Origin of the sequence: Lentisphaera profundi (genome assembly GCF_028728065.1) — a bacterium.
Classification (GTDB): domain Bacteria; phylum Verrucomicrobiota; class Lentisphaeria; order Lentisphaerales; family Lentisphaeraceae; genus Lentisphaera; species Lentisphaera profundi.
This window is the reverse complement of sequence record NZ_CP117812.1, coordinates 826953-851499: the sequence shown is the minus strand read 5'-3', so window position 1 is coordinate 851499 and position 24547 is coordinate 826953. Positions and strand designations below refer to the sequence as shown.

The window sequence follows — 24547 nt, the reverse complement described above, 5'->3', positions numbered from 1 at the left end:
ACTACTCTCCCTCGGGATATGATTCAAATTGCCCTTTACGTACTTTTGGACGCGTGCCTTCTTAGCTGTACTCATTTTTAGCAAGCTAAAGCTTGAACTACGTACTTTTGGACGTGTGCCTGATACGCAAACTAAAGCTTGGACTACTTACTTTTGGACGCGTGCCTGATAAGCAAGCTAAAGCTTGGACTAGCTAACAAACAAAAAGAGCCCCGCATGTGCGGGGCTCTTTTTGATTTAAGGAAGTTAGACTTCCTGAGTTAATTTAGTTTCGACTTATGCGAAGGTATAGATAGTGTTAGCACCATTCCATGCACCGCCATCTTCAAGGTCGATAGTCACGCTACCGTTGATAAGCATATCAGTACCAAGACCACCCCAGAAACCAAAACTTGCGTCAAATGTGGAGCTAGCCGATCCTTCGAGGTCAATAGTTATTGGAGTTGCACTGCTATGAGAAATTGCATCACCTGTAAGATCAACTCTTTCATCACCAGCACCACCAGAACCATTACCATTACCTAGCTTGATCGTCTCGAAATCCGCTAATGCGAAGGCTGCATCAACTTGGCCAATAATCTGAATTTCATCAGTACCATCACCACCGTTAGCAGTACCTTGGAAAGCCACTAGATCAATGATAATTTTATCGTTACCATCATTCATATTTATGCTGAAGTCAACATCAGTACTCGACGCATCAATGACTGCGAAGTCACCATTGGAATCATCAGATAAATTGATCGTCTGAACACCGTTACCACCACCAGCACTATTGTTAACTTCAAGATTAGCACCGAAGGTCTCTTCAAGGCGACCAGTAAGATTAACTGTTTCAACGTCATCAATGATAATTGCCTCACTTACGAGACCTTCTTGTGTACCAAAGACAGTTACTTCATTACCTACAGCATTATCACCAGTGATTGATTCAACTGCCGTAGAAGTTTCCAAAGTCATGTTAGAACCTTGACCAACAACAACCTCAGTAATGACATCATCAACGTCATCAAGAATTACAGTCTCGGCTGCATCTGTCTCAGTGAAAGCACCGAATGCAGTAGTAATACCACTTAGAGTGAGATCAGCACCATCATCAAGTGTAAGTCCTGTCATCGTAAGTGAGGCAGTTGCATCGACACTTGCTGTTACGCCTGTACCAATGAGCAAAGTAGTTAAATCACCATCTGCATTGATTTGGCTATATGTTTCACCAGCGTCAGTCAATTCAAGTGTAGCAATATCTGTCACAGTTAAGACAGCATCAGTCGCTGTCTCAAGCGTTACCGTTTGATTATCAGTACCGTCAAGGACTGTGATCTTACTCGCACCAGAGATATCGAAGTCCTCAGCACCAGAACCAGTCAAGTTCACAGTTGTTATGGTATTTGTGGTATCCACTAGACGAGTACTTATATCAACAGATACGATCTCCATATTATTAAGGTCGATTTGAGTCGTAACGGGATCAAGCGTTACTGGCTCATGATTACCTGTGATAGTAATTTCTTCTGTTGTACCAATTTGACCATTAATAGTTGTCAACAAATCTGCATTATTAACTGTTACTACTGTACTAGCAGCGAGGGTAATAGTCTCCAATGTATCGTTATCATTGATGGTTGCATCTTCGAGCAGAGTCACTTCAGATACGCCATCAAGAGTAATTGTATCTGTTGGGTTTAAATGATCGCCAAGGAAGATGAGAGTTGTATCATTACCAGTTATAGAGGCAAGAGTACTTGGATTCACACCTGAGTCGACTGTGATCGTCGTAGATGCAGCAGTCACTTCTAATGAGTTTAACTCACCGTCATCATTAATTAATGTTGTATCAACTACTGTGAGGTGATCTAGGTCAGTTACGCCAATTGTTGCCGCACTAGAAGTTGTGAGAATGACTGTGTCATCAACATCAGCATCAGCAACAATTGTCTCTAAAATACTCGCTGCTGCATCAATCGTTACTGAAGAAGTACCAGCATTACCTAGAATTGTAAGGTCAGCAATCGTGTTCGTACTGTCAGTTACATCAGCGAGAGTAATACCAGTGGCTATATCACTTCCAACAGTAAGGTCGGCAATATTGCTCATATCAACTGCAGTTCCGATGGAACTTGTCAATGTGAGGATTTCATTAGCCGTACCATTGATATCGCTGAGACCAGTAGCACCAGTAATTGTGAGACCATCTAGAACGGTATCCACATCATTATTGAGGTCAGCGTCAAAATTAATTATATCGAGTACAGAATTCGTGTTAATAGTCGTTTGAATACCATTATTGATTGTTAATTCAAAAATATTAGTAACGCTAATTGTATCAGCATTGTCATTCGCAAGAGTGACTGAAGTTGTACCGCTATTACCAAGAATGCTGGTTAAAGTACTTGCACCAGAAGAATTCACCGTTACTAGACCAGTAAAACTAATGTTGTGTAAAGTACTTAATGAATCAGTTTCATCATCAATGGTTGTCGCAGACTGGGTGTATAAAGTCTCGAGGTCGCTAATATCAATAGCAGTTGAAACTCCACCCCACAGATAGACCATATCATTTCCTGCGTCAGATCCATTAATGTCCGATAAATTATTGAAGTTAAATAAATAAGTTTCTACACCATTTGTTGTACCAAGTAAATTAACCTGAGTAATTGTGCTAGTATCATCATACATGTGGTAAAAGTACTCTAAGACAGCGGTGTCTGTACCTAGCGTCAAAGTCTGAAGGTTATCGAAGCTGATACTGTTAGTATTGCTTGTCGTTAGAGACAAGCTATTACCAATGCCTGTGAAGTTTACATTATTGAGGCCTGAACCACCGTTGATGGTTAAATTCTGACCTGCTGTAGTGACATCAACATCATCAAGAGTACCATCACCATCAACAGTTGTACCCGTTACAAGACTTAGGATCTCAAGGCCATTAACATCGAGGTTAGAAGCTGTGTTTTCGTTAACAAACTCAACACTTTGGCCAGTCTGTCCATCCTCATCATTGATAGTGGTAATACTTGCGCCATCAGTTACAACGATTTCAGTTCCTGAACCACTTACACCAAGTGTAGTTAGTGCTGTATCATTCAGGTCAAGAGCTGCATCTGTATCGAGATTAAGAGTCTCAAGCTTTTCAGTTGTTAGATCACCATGACCAGAAACTGTAAGAGTCTCTAAGTCTGCAGCTGAACCTTCAACAGATGTGAGATTATCTGTTACATCGACATTTGTAACTGTCCAAGACTGTGAATCTGTCACACCATCACCAACTACGAGACTTTCTAGAGAATCATCAAACGTAAAGTCTCTAGATTTTGTAACGATAAGATTCTCAACTTCAGTTACAGTTGCAAGAACTAATGTATCAGTATCTGGATCAAGAAGATCAGTGTCGACATTATCAACAATAACAGTTTCCGTACCACCGACTGTACCTTCGAGAGTCACTAGGCTATCGGCATTATTGATAGTGAAGGATTGTACAGAAGTAGAATCTCCTACTGTGAGAGTAGCAATATCACCAATCCCATCTGCAGCTGTCATTACATCAGCTGTATCATCATCATTAATGATAACCGCATTTTCGATTGTTAAATCTTCAACTTCGTATACGTCGAGCTCAGCCTCTGCATTATCCGTGATGAGTACAGTTTCTGTACCGCCAGCTGTACCAGCAAGATCCGTTAAGCCAGAAGCATTTGCTACATTAAAGACTTGGAAATTGGCATCATTACCAACCGTTAATGATGTTAAATCACCGTCTGTAGCGAAAGCCACATTATTAGTATTCTCGATACTAAGTGTTTCGATCTCAGTTGCACTAATTAAGCTAGTATCATTGCCTGTAATAGTTAATGTCTCGTTACCAGCTGTACCAGTAACCATGGTGAGTTCGCTAACAGCATCGACACTAAATTCTTGTGTTGAGCCACCATCACCCACTGTGAGTGTGATCAAGTCATTAGTATCTGTAAGATCTGTCGCATTTTCAACACTGAGGTATTCAATAGCTGTCACATTGGCGAATTCTGAACTATTGCCATTGATGTCTACAGTCTCTACTCCACTTGAAAGAACGTTGATATTTGTAGAGTAACCATATGGGCCGAATGTAGCATCAACTCCGATAGTTATACTTGGGTTAAGGCTAACAAGACTACCGGCTGCAGTAGCTGAACCTTCACCAAAGGCATTATTAACTGCTGCGGCAAAATCTATAGCTGTGTCAGCCAAAGTACCTGCAACATTCCAATCAATACCTTCAGTCAAAGTCACTGCACCAAAGTCCGCGTGAGTTAACTGAGGTGCATCACCTGGAGCATCACCAAGGTCAAAGAAGTTAATTTGACTAACATTTGCATCAGCAGCACCACTTAAGCTTTCCAAAGCGGCTACATCATTAATTTCAAAGCTTTGAGTTGCGATTGCATTACCAAGAGTAAGTTCAACTAAGTCGTCTGTATCAGTAAGAGTTGTTGCATTTTCGACTGAAAGAACTTCAACTTCACTTACATCAGCAAATAAACCCGTGTTACCTTCGATCGTTACAGTTTGATTCGTTAAAGTTGGGTCTGCATCTACCGCACCATTAAGTTGCTCAAGAGTGCCGAGTTGAGTGACAGTAAAGTCAGACGTGATATCATCAGCACCAAGGGTCAGAATTTGAATTTCACTTGTTGCATCTGTGAAATCTGCTGTATTCTCAACAGAAAGGTTAATGACATCGCTAACCGAGTCTAGTGTATCATCGTTACCGAGGATGCTAACTGCGTTAACATTAGTTCCAGCAATACCACCCGCGATGCCATAAACTTCAACTAGAGACCCGTCATCAGTTAGAGTTGTATCATCACTAAGACCAGCATTTTCTACACCGTTGATATCAATCGCAGAATTATTTCCATCTTCGAAGTTCACGGTTTCTGTACCCACATCACCATTAACAGTTGTGATTGAGTTACCACCGCTGACGAGGTCGACAGTTTCATCTTCAGAAATAATCAGTGTTTTAAGAGCTGAGTTGGTAGATAGATCAGTAACTTGACCACCTCCATCAAATTCAGTCATATTCGCAAGACCAGAAGTGAAGACAGCATTAGGAATATCAAGTCTAATTACGTCACCATCTACAGTTGTAATTGGAGCAGCATACTCAGCGTCAATTGCGGCAGCTATGCTCGTTGCTACTGCATCAGCAGATACTGCACTGTCGGCCCAGTCAGGACCTTCAGTAATTGTATAGGTTACGCCATCTACTTCAAAAGTAAGTACTGCAGCAGGATAGACATTGAAGCTATCAATTGTTAAGGTTGAATAAGCTGCCGTACCTACTTTAAGAGTTTCGATATCTGTCGCAGCTAAAGTACTGGCGTTAGATGTCAACTCGAGTGTTTCATCAGCAGCAGCTGAACCATTAACTGTAGTTAAACTATCAGTTGCAGAGGTCACATCCCATGACTGAGAATCAGTTACTCCATCACCTACCGTAAGAGTTGTCAGGCTAGAATCAGCAGAAAAATCTGTCGAAGTATCTACTGAGAGAACCTCGATTTCAGTCACTGTAGTGAATGCTGCTGTGTTGCCGTTAATATCAACAATATCGTCGAATAAGGACGTTACACCAGTTAAGCTTGCTAAGTCAGCAACATCATTGGCAATGACCGTTGTGTCACGACCTGTATTACCGACTGTAAGAGTAGTTAAGCCATCAGCTGTAGTAGCAATATCTGGAGTAAGTTCATTGATAGTGAGGTCATCTTCTATAGTTAAATGTTCAATTTCAGAAACATTGAGAACAGAAGCAAGCGTATCGTCAAGAACAACAGTTTCAGTTCCATCGACTGTCCCTGTAAGCGAAGTTACATTTTCGGCACCATCTACTGTAAATGTCTGCTCACCTGGAACACCTGCAAGATTGTTACCTACGGTTAATACTTCAAGGTCACCATCAACAGTAAGCGGTGTAGCAGTAGTGTTTTGAATTGTGAGGTCAAATACGCTGGTCACAGTATCGAATAATGTGCTATTACCATTAACAGTAACAGTACTTGTGTTATCACCATCGAGAGTCACGAGTGAGTCTGCGTTGTTGATCGTGTACGTACCCGCACCAACAGTAAGGTCTACGATATCACCAGTACCATCACCAGACGCAAGAGTACCATCATCATCGTTAATCGTAGCATCAGTGTCTACCGTGAGATCAGCAATATTTGTAATATCAAATTCGATTGCATTACCATTGATAGTGAGTGAGTTAATTGCTCCAACACCGTTAATAGATTCAAGTTGAGCTAATTCACCCATTACCGTTGGAACAAAAGTCATCTCCCAATCCTGAATACCTGAATCATTACCAAAAGTTAATGTTGTGAGAGTCTCGTCAAACGTGAATGACTCTGCAAATACACCTTCATAGTTAAGAACTAGCTGACCTACATTTGTGACAGAATCTAGTGAACTGCCAACTGCAGCACCTGTTGTAGTTACGTTATTAACTTCAACAGTTGACGCTGCGCCAGAACCTGTAATATTTTCAAGACTATCAGCATTTCTGATTTCAGTTGTACCGTCAACAACGATGAGATCAGTGACATCACCTAGACCATCATTGTCTGCTACCAACAAGCCATCCAACAAATCATCATCAGTTACTATCACTGCAGCACTAAGACTTAGAAGCTCAATATCAACTATATCAATATTTCCATGGTCAGCATCGAGAAGGTAAACGTTTTCAGTATTCGTCGTACCTAGAATACTTTCGAGGCCAACTATACTATCGAGGTAGAAGGTCTCTTCCTGAGCAGTATCACCCACAGTAAGAGTCTCAACATGGTCATTGGCATTGAATCCAGCTCCCATCGCGCCCACACTATTTTCAATTGTAAGTGTTTCAACATTTTCAGAAGAAACAAACTGAGTGCTGTTACCATTCACTATAATGTCTTGAGTAACACCTGACCCAGTAAGAGTATGGAGAGAACCATTATCTTCAAGAGTAGTAACTGACGTATCAGTAATTGTTACATTTTCAAGGTTATTGATGTTAGTTATTGCATTACCATTGGCGATGATTACACCCTCTTCATTAGTTGTCATAATGAAGGTTGGGTTGTCTACAACACCATTGATCTCTGTTACTGCAGAGGCGTCATTGAGAGTTAAAGTGATGTTTTCACTGATATTAACTGTTGTGAGTGTATCAACGTCTGTTTCAGTAAGTGTAGCACTACCAGTATCACCTTCAGCGATAACAAAATCCACATCAAGTTCAGTGAGACCGTGATCGGCACCCGTGAGTGTGAGATTTGAAGCATCTGCTAGAGTGATAGATGTGAGCGTAGAGGCCGCGTCAAAATCAACTGTAGCAGTAGTAGCGTCTTCTAGTGTGATCGTTTTAAGCTGATCATCGGCAACCGTGATAGTATTAAAGTCCTGATTCGTATCATCACCAAGTGTGAGGTTTTCAATGTCAATAATTTTGAAACCATCGGCATCTGCGTCTCGAACTATGAGTGATTCTCCATCACCAGTATCAGCCGCTATTACTTCAGTACCAATTGATACTGCAGAACTACCGTTATCAGTAGTAACAACAAAATTAGAGTTAAGGTCAGTTAAGGTGATGGTATCACCAGTAACAACAGTAACAGAACTAGCAAAGGCAGCATCAATAGCAGCTGCTAAGTTTTGTGCAGTTTCATTTTCGTCTGCACCTGAAAGAAAATGTGTGCTTTCAATGAAGTTGTGTGTAATACCATTAACAGTCACATCTATTTCATCTGAAGCAAGATCAGCGACACTGTCAATTGTAAGAGTTTCGAAAGTGGAGCCTTCACCTTTAACGTACTGGAGATCAAGATTACCATCGATATCGAGTGTAGCACCTTCATTGATGAAGACATTTGTAAGGTCATCATCTACACCAGTGAGTACGAATTGTTGACTAGCAGAGCCATCACCAACTGTGAGGACGTCGATATTTTCAATAGTCGTAATATTAATAGCTGTATCACGAAGTGTTACAGATTCTTCTGGTCCATCATTTAGAACAACTGTACCATCGTAAGTAACACCATTAGTAAGATCAACATCAACAGCATCACCGATGATCGTCGTTACGTTCGGAGTATCAGCTAGGTCTACAGCTGCTCCATCTGCAAGGTAAACAGTTATTAAGTCACTGGCACTGTCAACTGTAGTCGTACCGGAGCTTACATTGAGCTGAGTTAAGCCATCAGCAGAAGTGAAGCTTGAATCACCATTAGTAGTGATTTCATCAATATCAGTACTTGAAGCAGCCGTGATTGGGTTAGCGAGGTTTACTGTTTCGTAACCAGTGCTACCCGTGAGGCTAACAAGGTCATTACCACCAGCACCATCATCATTATCGCTAACCATGTCAAGATCCGCAAAAGTTACTGTGGAGTTTTCGCCAACAGTGAGATTCAAGAGTGCATTATTTCTTGAGTCATCGATAAACATCTCGATTTCCGCACCAATTTCTAGGTTGTCAACGAGGTTGATTTCCATCTCGTGATCGACTGTGTCATTAGCGTAGTCAAGGATGAGTGTTTCATTACCGCCTCCAGCAGCAACGACATCAAGATTATCGGCATTGATGATTTTAGCTGTTGAATTAACACCTACTGTCAGGTCAACGAGAGTCTGCGTTTCATCAGTTACTTCACTGTAAGAAGCATCTGCGAGTGATAGTTCCGTAAGACTATTAATTGAAAGCTGTGCATTGATACCAGTAGTAATAGTAAGAGCTGCACCAGCTGCTGCATCTACATTGAAGATAGCTTCAAATTGAGTCGGAGTTGACTCGTCAATCAGCACGTCATCAGTTGTTGTGTAAGTTAAAGAAGTATCTGCTGCGAGAGTGAGGTCTGTGAGTTCGTCATCAGTCGATGTAATGACAAATGTTTGAGTAGAACCATCACCAAGTGTGAGATCTTCGATATTATTAAGATTAGTGATTGTCGAAGTAGCCGTCTGGAGTGTAAGAGTTTCATCCGTCAGAGCTTGTCCTGAAACAGTAATCAACTGATCCGCACCTGTAAGGTCTGCTACAGCAGCTGTGCCAAGAGTTAAAGTAGTGAGCTCATTATCTGTCGTGATAACATTGCCTGCACCATTTACTGTTAGAGTTTCGATATCTGTGATTGAAGCACCGCCTGCATCTACACTATCGAGTAAGGTAAGTGTTTCGTTATTACCATTTGTACCAAGAACTGTTGTGAGTTCAGTTGCTCCTGCTAAGGTAACATCGCCATTTAGATCAATGTTAAGGGTTGCTATAGAACTTGTACCATCAATAAGGCTTAGGCTGTGTCCATTTACAGGGATAGTAGCGTTATCAGCGATATTAACTGTTTCGATATTGTTGATAGTAAGATCACGTGTGGTATCGAATTCAAGAGTTACAGAGTTGACTGTCGCAGTAGCGTCAGTAAGTGAAGAGAGAGTCTCACCGGAAGAGTTAGTGATTATAGCCGCATCACCATCAATTGTGAGATTTTCAATGTCATTAAGATCCAATTCTTCCAGGTCGTTACCCATACCTGTGAGTGTTACTGTTTCACCAGTACCTGCACCAGTAGCTGCACCCGTGATTGTATGGATACCAAAGTCTGCATTAATTGCATCGTAGTCAGCATTAAATACTAGAGTACTGTCTAATCCTAGTGTGGCAGTTTCGAAAATACCTGTTGCGGCAGTAATCTCGCCTTTATCTGTTACTGTTACTGAATCTTCCGTAAGAACATCGAGATTAGTAATTGTAACATTAGCATCAGCAAGTACTTCGAGTGTTAAATCAACACCATCTGCAAGTGTAAGGTTAGTAAGGCCAGCTGTAGTACCCGCATCAACATTATCACTAATAGTTACTATCGCGGTCGTTTGCTCTGCAAGTGTGAGATTTTCCATATCATCATCAACTTGAACATCGTCAAATACTTGAACTGAGTCGTCACCAAGAGTGAGGTCATCTACGCCAGTAATTGTAACAACCTGATCGTTAGTAATATTGCTAATACCTTTCTGAAGTGTGAGAACTTCATTACCAGTGGCATCTGCAGTGGCAGTTTGTAGCTCAGTCGCATCGTTGAGGTTAACTTCACTGTTTGTACCGATTGTAAGACCAATGAGATTGGCATCTGTTTCAACGTCAACAATTGCATTAGGACCCGTTTCGAGTTGCTCGACGAAATCTAATTGAATATCACCTGAAGTATTAAGAACGAATGTTTCTGTACCACCACCAAGTTCATCACCTTTAACAATCAAACCGTTATAAGTTTCTGTATTAACAACGTTACTCAATGTTAGCGTAGAATCCTTGCCAATAGTAATATTATCAACATCAGAACCCGCACTGTCACCTAGAGTAACATTCATGTTCTCGCCAATCGTAACTATTTCGAGTTCGTCAACTAAAAGGTTTGCACTTGTTGTAACAAGCGGATCTGCAGAGCTAATTGTGAGTGATTCTTCACCATCAGTATCACCTGCAACAGATTCAAGACCGCTTGTAACTACAGTTGCATCTAATGTGAGGTTAACATTTGCGCCAGCTTCCATAGTTACTTGTTCAAGCTCATCATCGACAGTGGCGACGAGATCAACATTTTCGCCAAGACGAATATCTTCGATATCAGTAAAGTTAACAGCCGCAGTATTCGTTCTGTCATTGATCGTGACTACTTCATCAGCAGTTGTAGATCCATTGCCTACAACAGTCGCTAAATTTTCTGCACCAGAAACTGTGACTCTGCCAGACTCACCCACATTTAATGTGAGGAGTGACTCATCTATATCAGTGAAGCTAGAGATCGCATTATCTTGTACAGTGATAACATCAATACCGGAAACATCACCGGTAAAGTTATTCATGAATACTACTGCGTTATCATCATCAAGTGGGTCACTAATATTACCATTGAGTGTCGTAAGTAATCCATCAACATCTGTGATTTCTGTATCAGTATCAATATTGAGTGTCTCAAGAGCTACAGTAGTAATTGCAGCCGAATTAGTTGTGAGCGTAACAGTTTCATTACCAGCAGCACCAATAATGAGTGCCACTGCATCGGCATTATGAACTGTAACTGAGCTGATATCATTAGCATCTACAGCACCTGTAGTACCAATTGTGATAGCAGTGAAGTTTGTCGATCCTGCTTCAGTCACAACAGCACCAGTGATGTTTGCATCAACATCAAGTGTTGCGAGTGTACTTGCATCAGTCAATTGAATGACTGCGTTGTCCGCAAGATTCAGGTCTAAGAGTGCGGCACTTGCTGTGAAGTTACCTACAGTAACACCTTCATTGAGGTTGAGGTTTATAACACCTGCACCAGCAATGTTGAGGAATTCAATACCGGCTACGCCAGCTTCACCGAGGTTCAAGGTTTCAATGCCATTTATTGTCAAGGTTGCTACATCACTACCATCGCCTAATGTTAAGGTATCAGTACCCGCACCACCGTTTACTAATGTAAGTGAAGACGCACTATTTACAGTTGAAGTACTACCTGTAGCAAATGTAAGGTTCAATGTGTCTAAGTCGGCATCAGAAGTAAGATCATTTGTCTCACCTGCTAAAGTCAAGGTATCAACGTTTGTCGCACTACCTGTAAATGAATTTGCAATTGTTAGATCTAAATCAGTATTAGCAGCATCACCATCAACAGATGTTAATCTTATATCTGCATCTACCGTTATATCAGTATCAACTTCAAGGCTATTGATATTCACTGTCTTAAGTGCTGTTGTGTGAGGAGCACCCTGTAGATCAACACTTGTTGTTGTACCTACAGCATCACCAGTGATTTCCAAGAGTGCATTCGTAGCATCTGTAAGTGTCGTAGTGCTATCAGTAAGAACAAAGAGGTTTACTAGGCCACCATCAGAAATAACTGTGTTAGTAGAACCATCTAGATCAAGATCTACAGCATTAATAATTGTACCGTTGAAGTTATTATCAAGTTGTACGTCAAAGCCACCTGCATTAATATTAATTAGTGAAGCATCATTATTAACATGAACATCACTCGCAACATTAAGTGCTTCGAGATCAACAGTCTGAAGGAGCGCTGCCGGAGCACTTGTGAGTGTTACCGTTTCAGTAGTCATTGCAGAATCTGTACCCGTGATTAGAGCGAGACTACTTGCTAAACTTACCGTAGCTGAAGCATTGTCAGCAGTAAGTTCAAGAGCGACAAGATCACCATCAGCAGCAACGAGGTTAGCTGTGCCATCCAGTGTAAGCGTAGTGATATCTGCTACTGTACCACTAAAGCTCTGCGTTAATGTAGCAACTGTATCTGCACCATCGAGAAGCGTGAGCTCGCTGTCATTGTTAACAACAACTGCACTATCTACAATAAGTGTCTCGAGTTCTACTGTCTGAATTGTTTGGTTATTTGAACCTACAAGAGTTACAGTTTCGCTACTAATAAGAGTAGCAGATCCAGTGATTTTTATAAGATCAGTTGCACCTGTAAGCTGAGCTGTCGCATCATCACTTAAGAGTGTGAGTTCATCAAGTTTATTGTCCGCTAGAACAGTATGACCTGTACCACCGAGTTTAAGTGCAAAAAGATCTGTCGCCGTACCATTGAAAGTTTTGCTTAATGTTACTGTCTCTGTATCAGTACCATCAATTAGGCTTAGGCCTGTATTGTCAATAGTTGCATCTGCTTGAGTATTAATTGTGATTACGTCTGTACTGATGAAATTACCACCAGCTTCAACTGTTAAGAGATTAAGGTCACTCGCTGTTCCTGTGAAAGCATTAAATAGAGTTACATTCTCGGCTCCATCCACACCTGTAATTGTATCAAGGTTGGTATTGGTGATTGTTGCATCGGCATCAGTTATGATATCATCGACATCTGTTGATGTGAAGGTACCACCTAATTGTACCGTTAAGAGATCGAGATCTGTAGCTACGCCGCTAAAAGCATTTACTAGTGTTACATTCTCGGCTCCATCCACACCTGTAATTGTATCAAGGTTGGTATTGGTGATTGTTGCGTCGGCATCAGTTATGATATCATCGACATCTGTTGATGTGAAGGTACCACCTAATTGTACCGTTAAGAGATCGAGATCTGTAGCTACGCCGCTAAAAGCATTTACTAGTGTTACATTCTCGGCTCCATCCACACCTGTAATTGTATCAAGGTTGGTATTGGTGATTGTTGCGTCGGCATCAGTTATGATATCATCGACATCTGTTGATGTGAAGGTACCACCTAATTGTACCGTTAAGAGATCGAGATCTGTAGCTACGCCGCTAAAAGCATTTACTAGTGTTACATTCTCGGCTCCATCCACACCTGTAATTGTATCAAGGTTGGTATTGGTGATTGTTGCATCGGCATCAGTTATGATATCATCGACATCTGTTGATGTGAAGGTACCACCTAATTGTACCGTTAAGAGATCGAGATCTGTGGCTACGCCGCTAAAAGCATTAACTAGAGTTACATTCTCGGCTCCATCCACACCTGTAATTGTATCAAGGTTGGTATTGGTGATTGTTGCATCGGCATCAGTTATGATATCATCGACATCTGTTGATGTGAAGGTACCACCTAATTGTACCGTTAAGAGATCGAGATCTGTAGCTACGCCGCTAAAAGCATTTACTAGTGTTACATTCTCGGCTCCATCCACACCTGTAATTGTATCAAGGTTGGTATTGGTGATTGTTGCGTCGGCATCAGTTATGATATCATCGACATCTGTTGATGTGAAGGTACCACCTAATTGTACCGTTAAGAGATCGAGATCTGTAGCTACGCCGCTAAAAGCATTTACTAGTGTTACATTCTCGGCTCCATCCACACCTGTAATTGTATCAAGGTTGGTATTGGTGATTGTTGCATCGGCATCAGTTATGATATCATCGACATCTGTTGATGTGAAGGTACCACCTAATTGTACCGTTAAGAGATCGAGATCTGTAGCTACGCCGCTAAAAGCATTTACTAGTGTTACATTCTCGGCTCCATCCACACCTGTAATTGTATCAAGGTTGGTATTGGTGATTGTTGCATCGGCATCAGTTATGATATCATCGACATCTGTTGATGTGAAGGTACCACCTAATTGTACCGTTAAGAGATCGAGATCTGTAGCTACGCCGCTAAAAGCATTTACTAGTGTTACATTCTCGGCTCCATCCACACCTGTAATTGTATCCAGGTTGGTATTGGTGATTGTTGCGTCGGCATCAGTTATGATATCATCGACATCTGTTGATGTGAATGTACCACCATCTTCTACTGTTAAGAGATCAAGTAATGTAGCTGTACCAGTGAAAGCATTAACGAGTACGACATTTTCGGTACCAGTACCTGTAACTGTAACAAGGCCAGTGTTGGTAATTGTCGCATCAGCATTAGTTAAAATGTCATCAACACCTGTCGCAGTGAAGGTACCACCTGACTGTACAGTTAAGAGATCAAGATCTGTAGCTGTGCCAGTGAAAGCATTTACTAGTGTTACATTCTCTGCTCCATCCACACCTGTAATTGTATCAAGGTTGGTGTTGGTGATTGTTGCATCGGCATCAGTTATGATATCATCGACATCTGTTGATGTGAAGGTACCACCTAATTGTACCGTTAAGAGATCGAGATCTGTAGCTACGCCGCTAAAAGCATTTACTAGTGTTACATTCTCGGCTCCATCCACACCTGTAATTGTATCAAGGTTGGTATTGGTGATTGTTGCGTCGGCATCAGTTATGATATCATCGACATCTGTTGATGTGAATGTACCACCATCTTCTACTGTTAAGAGATCGAGATCTGTAGCTACGCCGCTAAAAGCATTTACTAGTGTTACATTCTCGGCTCCATCCACACCTGTAATTGTATCAAGGTTGGTATTGGTGATTGTCGCATCAGCATCAGTTATGATATCATCGACATCTGTTGATGTGAAGGTACCACCTAATTGTACCGTTAAGAGATCGAGATCTGTAGCTACGCCGCTAAAAGCATTTACTAGTGTTACATTCTCGGCTCCATCCACACCTGTAACAGTAAGAAGGTTGGTATTGGTGATTGTTGCATCGGCATCAGTTATGATATCATCGACATCGGTTGATGTGAAGGTACCACCTGCTTCTACCGTTAAGAGATCCAGGTCTGTGGCTGTACCATTAAAGACGTTTTCTAATACAACATTTTCTGTACCAGCGTCACCAGTAATTGTAGAAAGGCCAGAATTTGTGATCGTTGCATCTGCGTGAGTATAAATGTCATCCACATTTGTTGATGTGAATGTACCACCTGCTTCTACTGTTAAGAGATCAAGTAATGTAGCTGTACCAGTGAAAGCATTAACGAGTACGACATTTTCGGTACCAGTACCTGTAACTGTAACAAGGCCAGTGTTGGTAATTGTCGCATCAGCATTAGTTAAAATGTCATCAACACCTGTAGCAGTGAAGGTACCGCCTGACTGTACAGTTAAGAGATCAAGATTTGTAGCTGTACCAGTGAAAGTATTAACAAGTACGACATTCTCATCACCAGTTACACCGTCAAGTGTTACAAGACCTGTAGAAGTCAGCTGTGCATCAGCATCTGTTACTACATTCACTACATCAGTTGAGGTAACTGTACCACCCGTATTAAGGTTTAATGTAGTTAGGTCACTAGCGTTACCATTAAATTGCGCTGTGAGCGTGAGTACATCTGCTGTACCATCACCAGATACTGTAGTTAAAGATGTATCTGTATCTGTTACTATTGCTGTGCCATTTACATCTACCGCAACTACTGCAGTTGTTGTAACCGTACCTGCACTACCAGCATTCAGATCAAGTAAAGCAAATGTATTTGCTGTACCAGTAAACTCACCTAAGAGGGTAATTGTGTCATTGCCACCGTTACCGATCACAGAAGCTAAGACTGTGTCATTAGTTACTGTGATGGTTTCATTTACCGTTAAGGTATTCAAGTTATTCGTTTGGAGGTTGACAGTTTGCAAACCATCTAGTACTAGCGACTCTACTGCTAAATCCGCATTACCATTAACTATCGCAAGGTTTTGCGCATCAGAAACTGTTGCAGTTGCAGATGAATTTAAAGTGAGGTTTGTGAGAGATACATCTGTATCGACATCATTGTTTGCTTCACTCAAAGTAAGGTTGTTAATACCTGTAACACTACCGTCAAACACGCTTTCTAGAATAACAACATCGTTACCATCACCTGTTACTGTAACGAGGTCAGTATCTGCATCGATAGTTGCTGTTCCGTTTACTGATACAGCATCTACACCTGTTGCAGCAACACCTACACTGCTACCTGCGTTCAAGTTGAGCTGAGCTAATTGAGTAGCCGTACCGTTAAAATCAGCTGTCACAGTGATTGTATCATCACCATCACCAGAAAGTGCTGTAAGAGTATCGTTTGTATCCGTAATTGTTGCAGAAACATTGACGTCAACTGCAAGAACAGATGTTGTATCAACACCTGTAGAGCTACCGTCATTCAAGTCTAGCATAGCTAAACTGGATGCATCACCAGAGAATTCACCATTCAGGATCACTGTCTCAGTGCCTGCTGTACCGCTTACATTATTCAACGATGTGTCGTTACTTAAAGTAATGTCAGTATCTGTCGTCAATACTTCTAAAGCAACTGTGCTGATCACGTCAGGGCTTGCATTTGTGCCCGTCAGGTTAACCGTCTCAGAACCGCCCGCAGCTACAATTGACACAAGGTTTACAGCATCAGCTAAGCTTGTTGTACCACTAATCGCCGTAGTAATTAGATTTGTTAAGTTAGCGTCTGAAGTAACAGCATTGCTTGCACCATCTAATGTGAGTGCAGTTACATTGGTAACATTACCAGTAAAGTTTTGTGTGAGCTGAGCTGAGCCAGCCGTTGCAAGTGTACCATTGAGATTTGTAAGTTCATCATCATTGTTAACGACTACTGCACTGTTAACATTGAGTGTATTGAGGTCAACCGTTTGGATTGTTTGATTGTTCGCACCGGTTAAGGTTACAGTTTCACTTGTACCGTCAACTGCAGTGATTTTGATCAGATCAGTTGCACCCGTAAGAGTGGCACTTGCTGTAGCTGTAGTGAGGACGAGGTTATCGAGATTCACATCTGAAGCAAATACGTTCGTACTACCACCAAGAGTAAGGTCAATTAGACCTGTTGCACTAGAACCTGCAGTATCGAAATCATTTGTAAGTGTTACGTGATCATCACCCGTGACAGTTACGAGTACTGCATTTGCAGTAATTGTTGCTGTTCCAGTAACATCAACTGAAACAACGCCATTTGCTGTAACACCTGTATCACTACCATCATCAAGGTTAAGCTGTGCAAGGTTTGTGGCTGCACCAGAGAATTCAGCTGTTACAGTGATTGTATCATTAAGATCAGGATCACCTGAAAGTGTCACGAGTGTATCGTTTTGGTCAGAAATAGTTGCTGAACCATTAACATCTACGGCAACAACATCTGTTGTACTTACACCGCCAGTACTACCGCCGTTGAGGTCCAATGTTGCAAGGCTTAATGCGACACCGGAGAATTCATTATTAAGTGTAACTGTTTCACCACCAGTACCAGTAACACTACTTAGCACTGTGTCATTTGCTAAAGTAAGATCAGCATTGGTTGTGAGTGTTTCTAAAGCACTTGTAGTAACAGTATTTACAAAACTTGCTATGTTTGTCAAGTTAACTGTTTCATTACCAGCTGCTGCTGTAATTGTAAGGAGGTCGCTCGCTCCATCTAAATCAGTGGTACCACCAAGTGCCGTTACATTGAGATTATCTAAGAGCTCGTCACTTTCTACATCATTACCTACACCATTAAGTGTAAGTGTAGTTATTGCTTTTGCTGAACCCGCAAAATTGTTAATGAACTGAGCACTTGTTGTTTGAGCGTTAACAATTGTTGAATCACCGTTAAGCGCTGTGAGTTCGCCATCATTATTAACCGTAACGTTGTTATCAACATTAAGTGTATTGAGGTCAATTGTTTGAATAGTTTGGTTATTCGCACCAGAGAGCGTTACAACTTCGTTACCACCGTCCACTGCAGAGATTCTTGTAAGTTCAGTAGCACCTGTGATATCGGCAGTAGCATTGGATAAAGTCAAATTCAATGCTTCAAGGCTAACCCCCGAATCAAATACGTTGTTACTACTTTCTAATGTAAGCTCTGTTACGCCCGTTGCTGTTGCAGGCACTATTAGATCTCCACTATTGAAAGTGTTGGTAAGTGTTACATGATCATCACCAGTTAATGTAGTAAGCTCACCATCTATATCATTGAGAGTTGCTGGTCCAGTCACATCTACTGAAACAACGCTTGTAAGATCTACTGTTGCACTGCTACCTCCATCAAGATTAAGTTGGGCTAATGTATTAGCACTGCCACTAAATTCTCTTGATAGTGTAACTGTTTCTGCCAATCCATTAAGCGTATCACCTGAAACAGTATTAAGATTCGTATTATCAATCGTTGCGTCAGCAGCCGTAAGGACATGATCTACACCATTAGTCGTTAAATCACCACCAAGCTCAAGGATTAATGTTGTGAGGTCAGTCGCTGTACCGTTAAACTCAGTAGTAAGCGTGAGCACATCTGACGTACCATCACCAGATACATTAATTAGAGCTGGGTCGGCGCTAACAGTTGCTGTACCATTTACATCAACAGCTAAAACTGCTGTTGTTGTAACTGGACCAATTCCACTGCCACCATTAAGGTCAAGCAATGTTAGGTTATCTGCTGAACCAGTGAATGCATTTTGTAGAGTAACTTCTTCATTACCACCTGCACCAATTACTTCAGCTAATACTCCATCAGCCGTAATGGAAATATCTTCACCAACAGTAATTGTCCCTAGGTTAAATGTTGCGAGATTACCAGTTTGTACACCGTCAAGAACTAAGCTTTCTACTGCACCTGCATCAGCATTGACAGTAGCAAGATTTTGAGCATTAGAAACAGTTGAGTTTACAGCACCTTTTAAATTCAAGATAGTTAAAGAGCTATCTGTATTAACGTCGTTATCAGTACCAGCACCCTCATTATTATCATCCAGAGTTAACTGAGCAACACCAGTGATATCTCCTGCAAATGTATTGGCTAAAACCACTACAGCATCATTATCACCATCAATTTCTACTAAAGTGGCATCCGCTGTAATTTCTGCCTGATTATCTAAGGTTAGCTTAGAAACGCTAGTGGTATCAATTATGTTTGTTAAACCTTTGAGGTTAACTAAAGTTAAAGAGGATACATCACCTTCAAAAGTATTATTTAATGTTACTTGAGCAACTCCATTACCATTAACTGTATCTAGATTTGAATCATTAGTAATAACAATATCATCTACAACATTCAAAGTTTGAAGAACAGTTGTTGTCAAGCTGCTTGTTTGACCACCTGTCAAGCTTAGTTCTACACCACCATCTACAGTAGTTAAACTAGATGCACCAGTTATTGTTGCAGAACTAGTTGCGCCTAAATCTAAATCAACGAGTAAGCTATCTGTATTGAATGTATTACTATCACCGTTGAGAGTTACGTCATTGACTTTAGTAATAATCCCTGTGAAGTTCTCCATTAGAGTTAACTCTGCAATACCGTCACCTTCAATAGTGTCAATATCATCATTTACATCGGTGATTACTACATCCTCAGTAAACTCAACATTCGCTACATCAGTAGTTGCAACAACATTGCCTACACCTTCTAACTCTAAGATATCCAAGTTATTTGCATCACCGGAAAAAGTATTCAGAAGGAGTACTTCGGTATCATCTCCAGTAACGGAAGTTAGTCCTGTGGAATCAAGCTCAATATCATCTGCCACTGTCAATGACACAAGGCCAGTTGTTGTGAGTTCATCAACTTGTGAACCCGCAAGCTCAAGTGAAGCGCCACCAGTTACCGATTCTAAGGCAATTGCATCTGTTAATTTAGCATTCGTCACAGCTTCTAGATTAAGTGTAGTAAGTCTAAAATCAGCGCTAACATCATAATTAGTTTCATTAAGATCTAAAACGACAACATTATTTATTTCGCCCGTAAAGTCGCTATTGAGTGCTAATGTCGCTACACCATTGCCGTTGATTACGTCTAAGTCAGAACCTATTTCTGTAATCTCAAGATCCGCAATAAAGTTAATTGTGTCAATATTTTCTATTTCTAATGCAGCTGGCTGATCAGCCACGGCGCCACTAAGCTCAAGAGCTGTTTGACCTGCATCTGCAGCACCTGCATTTGCTGTTACTGTTGTAACACTTGAAGCATCAACGAGCTCAAGATTTGCATTGGCTGTTAGAAGTTCAACTGTCAATAAAGTTGAGTCTGGAGTGACAACATTGTTAAGGCCACCAAGTTCAAGGTTCTCTACATCGACTAGTGAACCTTCAAAATTATTCCTTAATATTAGGTCTGTGCTTCCGTTTCCTGTAACAGTAGTCAGATCTGTATCAGCGCTAATATCTGCTGAATCCGCAACAATCAAGTTTGAAATATTTTCTAATTCACCAGTGTATGCTGATGTAAGCGTCAAGCTTTCACCCGTACCGATAACTTTTTCTACACCAGTAAGTGCACCTGCATAAGCATTACTAAAAGTAACAACTGTTGTGCCATCACCAATCACGGAAGTCAATTCGCTTCCTGCTGTGATCGTGACATCATCTACTAATGTTACCGTTTCTATGTTTTCCAAACTAATGGCTGATGCCGTAGCACCATCGAGAACTAAGTCTGATAATCCAGTTGAAACCACTGAACTAAGTGATGTCGCTCCAGTGATTGTACTTGTTCCACTAACTAGATTAAGCGTTGCAAGTGACGCGTCTGTATCAATATCACTATTTGCACCCTGGAGAGTTAAAACATCGACTTGAGTGACATCACCTGTGAAAGTATCTGTAAAGGTAATATCTGACGTACCGTCACCCGTTACAGTAGCTAGATTTGAGTCGGAAGTGATAACTGCTGCAGTTACTACAACAAGATCGATAACGTCTGTAAGGTCCAGGTTGTTAGATGCGCCATTCACTGTGACAGTTGAGAATTTCACCAATTCACCATCAAAAGCATTGACAAGCGTTAATGCTTCACCAGCACCTGCTGAGTCACCATTAATCACATCAAGAGCCGTGTCATTATTTATCGTAGCCGATTCAGTGATAGTAAGTGTATCTAATTCAACTGTAGTGATTTCCGCAGATCCATTTCCATTAATTGTTACACTTTCAGCCGTACCAGCTTTACCTGTAAGGGAAACAATATTACTCGCATCATTAACTACTGCATTTACACCTGAACCAACTGATAAGTTAACTAGACTTTCATCGTCATTGATCACAGAAGCAACGTTATCAACTGAAAGTGTTTCTAAATCACTAACATTAATGTTTGCACTGTGATTGACGAGTGTCAAAGATTCACTACCTAAACCACTACCATTTACTTCCTCTAAAGCAACTAAATCATTGGCCGTAAGCGTGACATCTTTAGCGAGTGTCAAAGTCGTAATATCACCGTTTGCATCTGTGATTGTGTGGTCAAATTCACCACCAATAGTCAAGGTTCCTAAACCTTCGAAGATGGTATCCAAGGCTGCTGTACCAATAATTGTCACATTTGAATTACCACCCGTAGAAACTGTACCTAAGCTATTAGATATAAGCGTTACAGTTGCATCATCATCAATAATAACTGATTCAGTATCATTTAAAACACCATTATAACCGTCTTTAATTGTAAAAGCAGTTCCTACACCAGCACTAAAATCATCATCTGCATCAATAACGATATTATTGGTAACATTGGCTCCCAATGCATAACTATCGAAATTAGTGAAAGTTGCACCTGAAATATCAACATTATCTGCAACAACTAGTGAGTTACTACCTGTACCAACGATTGTACCATTAAATACTAATCCGCCAGCACCGTCATCTACACCATTGATTGTTATGGTGCTGTTCCCATTACCTAAATCAACAATTTCGGCATCACCAGTAAGCGTAAACACATGGTCGACGCCATCATTCATAAAGATAGTACCAACATTTGATCCTACGATATCAATAACCGCACCATCAAGACCATCTACATCATTGATACTTAAATCTTCAACATTGATTAGTGTAAGATCACCGACTTGACCAGTAGCTTCAACTTCATCGGCACCTTCACCTAAATCGAGTGTCGCACCTGATGAGTTAACCAAGTTAATTATATCTGTGTTATCCGTTCCTGTAATCTTCGTATTTGTAAGTTCGAAGTTACCTATAAGAGCTTTCTTTACGAAGTTTAGGTTTACTTGTTCAATATTTTCTAAACGAATCGTGCTTACTGTACTTTTGTCAATATTAACGGTGTCATTTGCGCCATCACCAATGACTTTACCGTCAAAGCCCTTGCCCGTAATGTCTACAGTGTCATTTGAACCGCTTGTGGTTATATCGCCAGTAAAATCTTTACCTTTAATCGTGATCGTATTATCACCACTGCCGCCGTCAATCTCAATACTTGAGGATTTGGACTTAACTAAAATCGTGTCATTGCCTTCGCCACCATCAATAGATGCATTAGATCCATTGGCTTTGCTACTTACAAGAATTGTATCATTACCTGAACCACCAGTAATATCGCCATTAAATACTTTGCTTTTAACTGATATAGTATCTGCATCGGCACCACCGTCTACTGATCCAGTAAAGTTAGTTCCTTTAATTGCGATTGTATCAGCACCTGCACCGGCATCGAGAGAGCCTGTAAAGTTAGTGCCTTTAATGGATATATTATCAGCACCTGCACCAGCATTAATAACACCGTCGAAAAAACCACCTTTCACATCGATCTTGTCTGCACCGCTTCCAGTAGTAATTTCAACATCCGCAATTGATCCCTTAACACTTACTGAGTTATTACCATCACCTAGATTAATATCTCCTGAAGCTCCTGAACCCTTAAGCGTTAGTTTATCACTCCCTGCACCAGTAACTAAATCAAGGTCAACATTTTCACCTGATACAGAAACCGAATTCGAACCACCACCTAGATCACCACTAACTTCTGTCTCAATACCTTTGATATCTAGCTTATCATTACCTTCACCAGCAGCGATACTAAAGTCTGAATCATTACCTTTAATCGAAACTTTATTATTCCCGCCACTGAGGTCAACCGTACCTTCAAATTTATTGCCATTCACAGTTAGGGAATCATTACCTGGAGTACCAGTTATCTCTCCGTCATAATTATCAACATTAACAGTTACTTTTGCCGAATCGAAACCTTCTTCTACTGCATCAACATTCGTGATTGAATCGAGCGTGTATTTTCCACTAGCCATAATATTTCTTTCCTAATATATGTATTATTATTAATTTAAATTTTTAAAGACACGACACTTTATTAAGGTCTAATGACTTAGGCAATAGGCTTCCTTTCAAAGCATCTGTTTTTTAACCATTTCTTAATATTAGAAGCCCTGAAACGGCCTCTATTTTATTTAAAATATTTATTTAACATTTTAAAATCTACGTTTAAAATATCGCCTTGGTAATCCTAGGCCTAGATTTTTTAGCTAATCCGCCCTGTAAAAACCCCCTTTTACTCTACAAAAAAAACTCACCAAATCACGAAGATAAACAGCGATCTAAGACCGAAATTCACATCTTCTAAGGCTTAGTAAATTGACTTAAATTAGACCTCTAAATTAGACCTCTAAATTAGACCTCTAAATTAGACCTCTAAATTGGACCATATAATCTGTGATTATCGGGACTGAAAATTCATTAATAATACAACTAACTAAATCAAAATCATAGACAGTAAATAGCTATCTCAATTTCACTAAATCGTATGATCAGTCCACTTCAAATACACATCTAACAACATACTAATAATTCACTGCTAAACACTCTCTTGAACGATTTCGACTTTTAGTATTTTCTTTTAATTATAAATAATCTTAACAGCGCTTCAGTGAAATTTAAAACACTTACACACAACAGTTTTGATTAGATATCGTAACGACTTCGAGATGCAAATCTACCCAACTTAATAAATATATAGATCCAGTCATGTCCCTGATCTAAATCTTCACTCTTGCCTATGTTTATTATTTCACATTGTTGCGAAAGACTCCGTATTAAACATTCATCTTTTGTCAGCTAATATTTAAAGAGAATCATAATAAGTACAAACTGCCCTGGATGTTATTTAATGCCTATGGAATAAATCTGATAAATAACTAGATTATGTACAAATACCTGCTTTGTAGAAGCTATATTTCACAAAGATGCTTAGGCCTTAATTTAAACTAGGAATTTCCAAGTTTATACGATCACTCAAGCCTGTCATTCATAATTAAATAAATCAGCACCGTCACCCCTGAAAACTGGCGCTAATACACGCTAGAAGTATAAATCTTCCTAGCTTTGATCAATTCAAAATATATCTCTACATACCCATATTAATGATTGAAATATAAAAGTTTTCTAAAC

General features: G+C 40.4%; 1 protein-coding gene. It reads right to left on the bottom strand.

All coding sequences use genetic code 11. From position 1 onward, the window contains the following. Positions 1–276 precede the first annotated feature (276 nt). On the bottom strand, positions 277–23391 hold the full coding sequence (locus tag PQO03_RS14915; protein WP_274153987.1) for a hypothetical protein: 23115 nt from the start codon (positions 23389–23391) through the stop codon (positions 277–279). Between the last annotated feature and the right edge of the window lie 1156 nt (positions 23392–24547).

Bases quoted from the DNA above. Each gene is read 5' to 3' on its own strand.
- PQO03_RS14915 (WP_274153987.1), bottom strand. From the start codon at position 23,391: ATGGCTAGTGGAAAATACACGCTCGATTCAATCACGAATGTTGATGCA.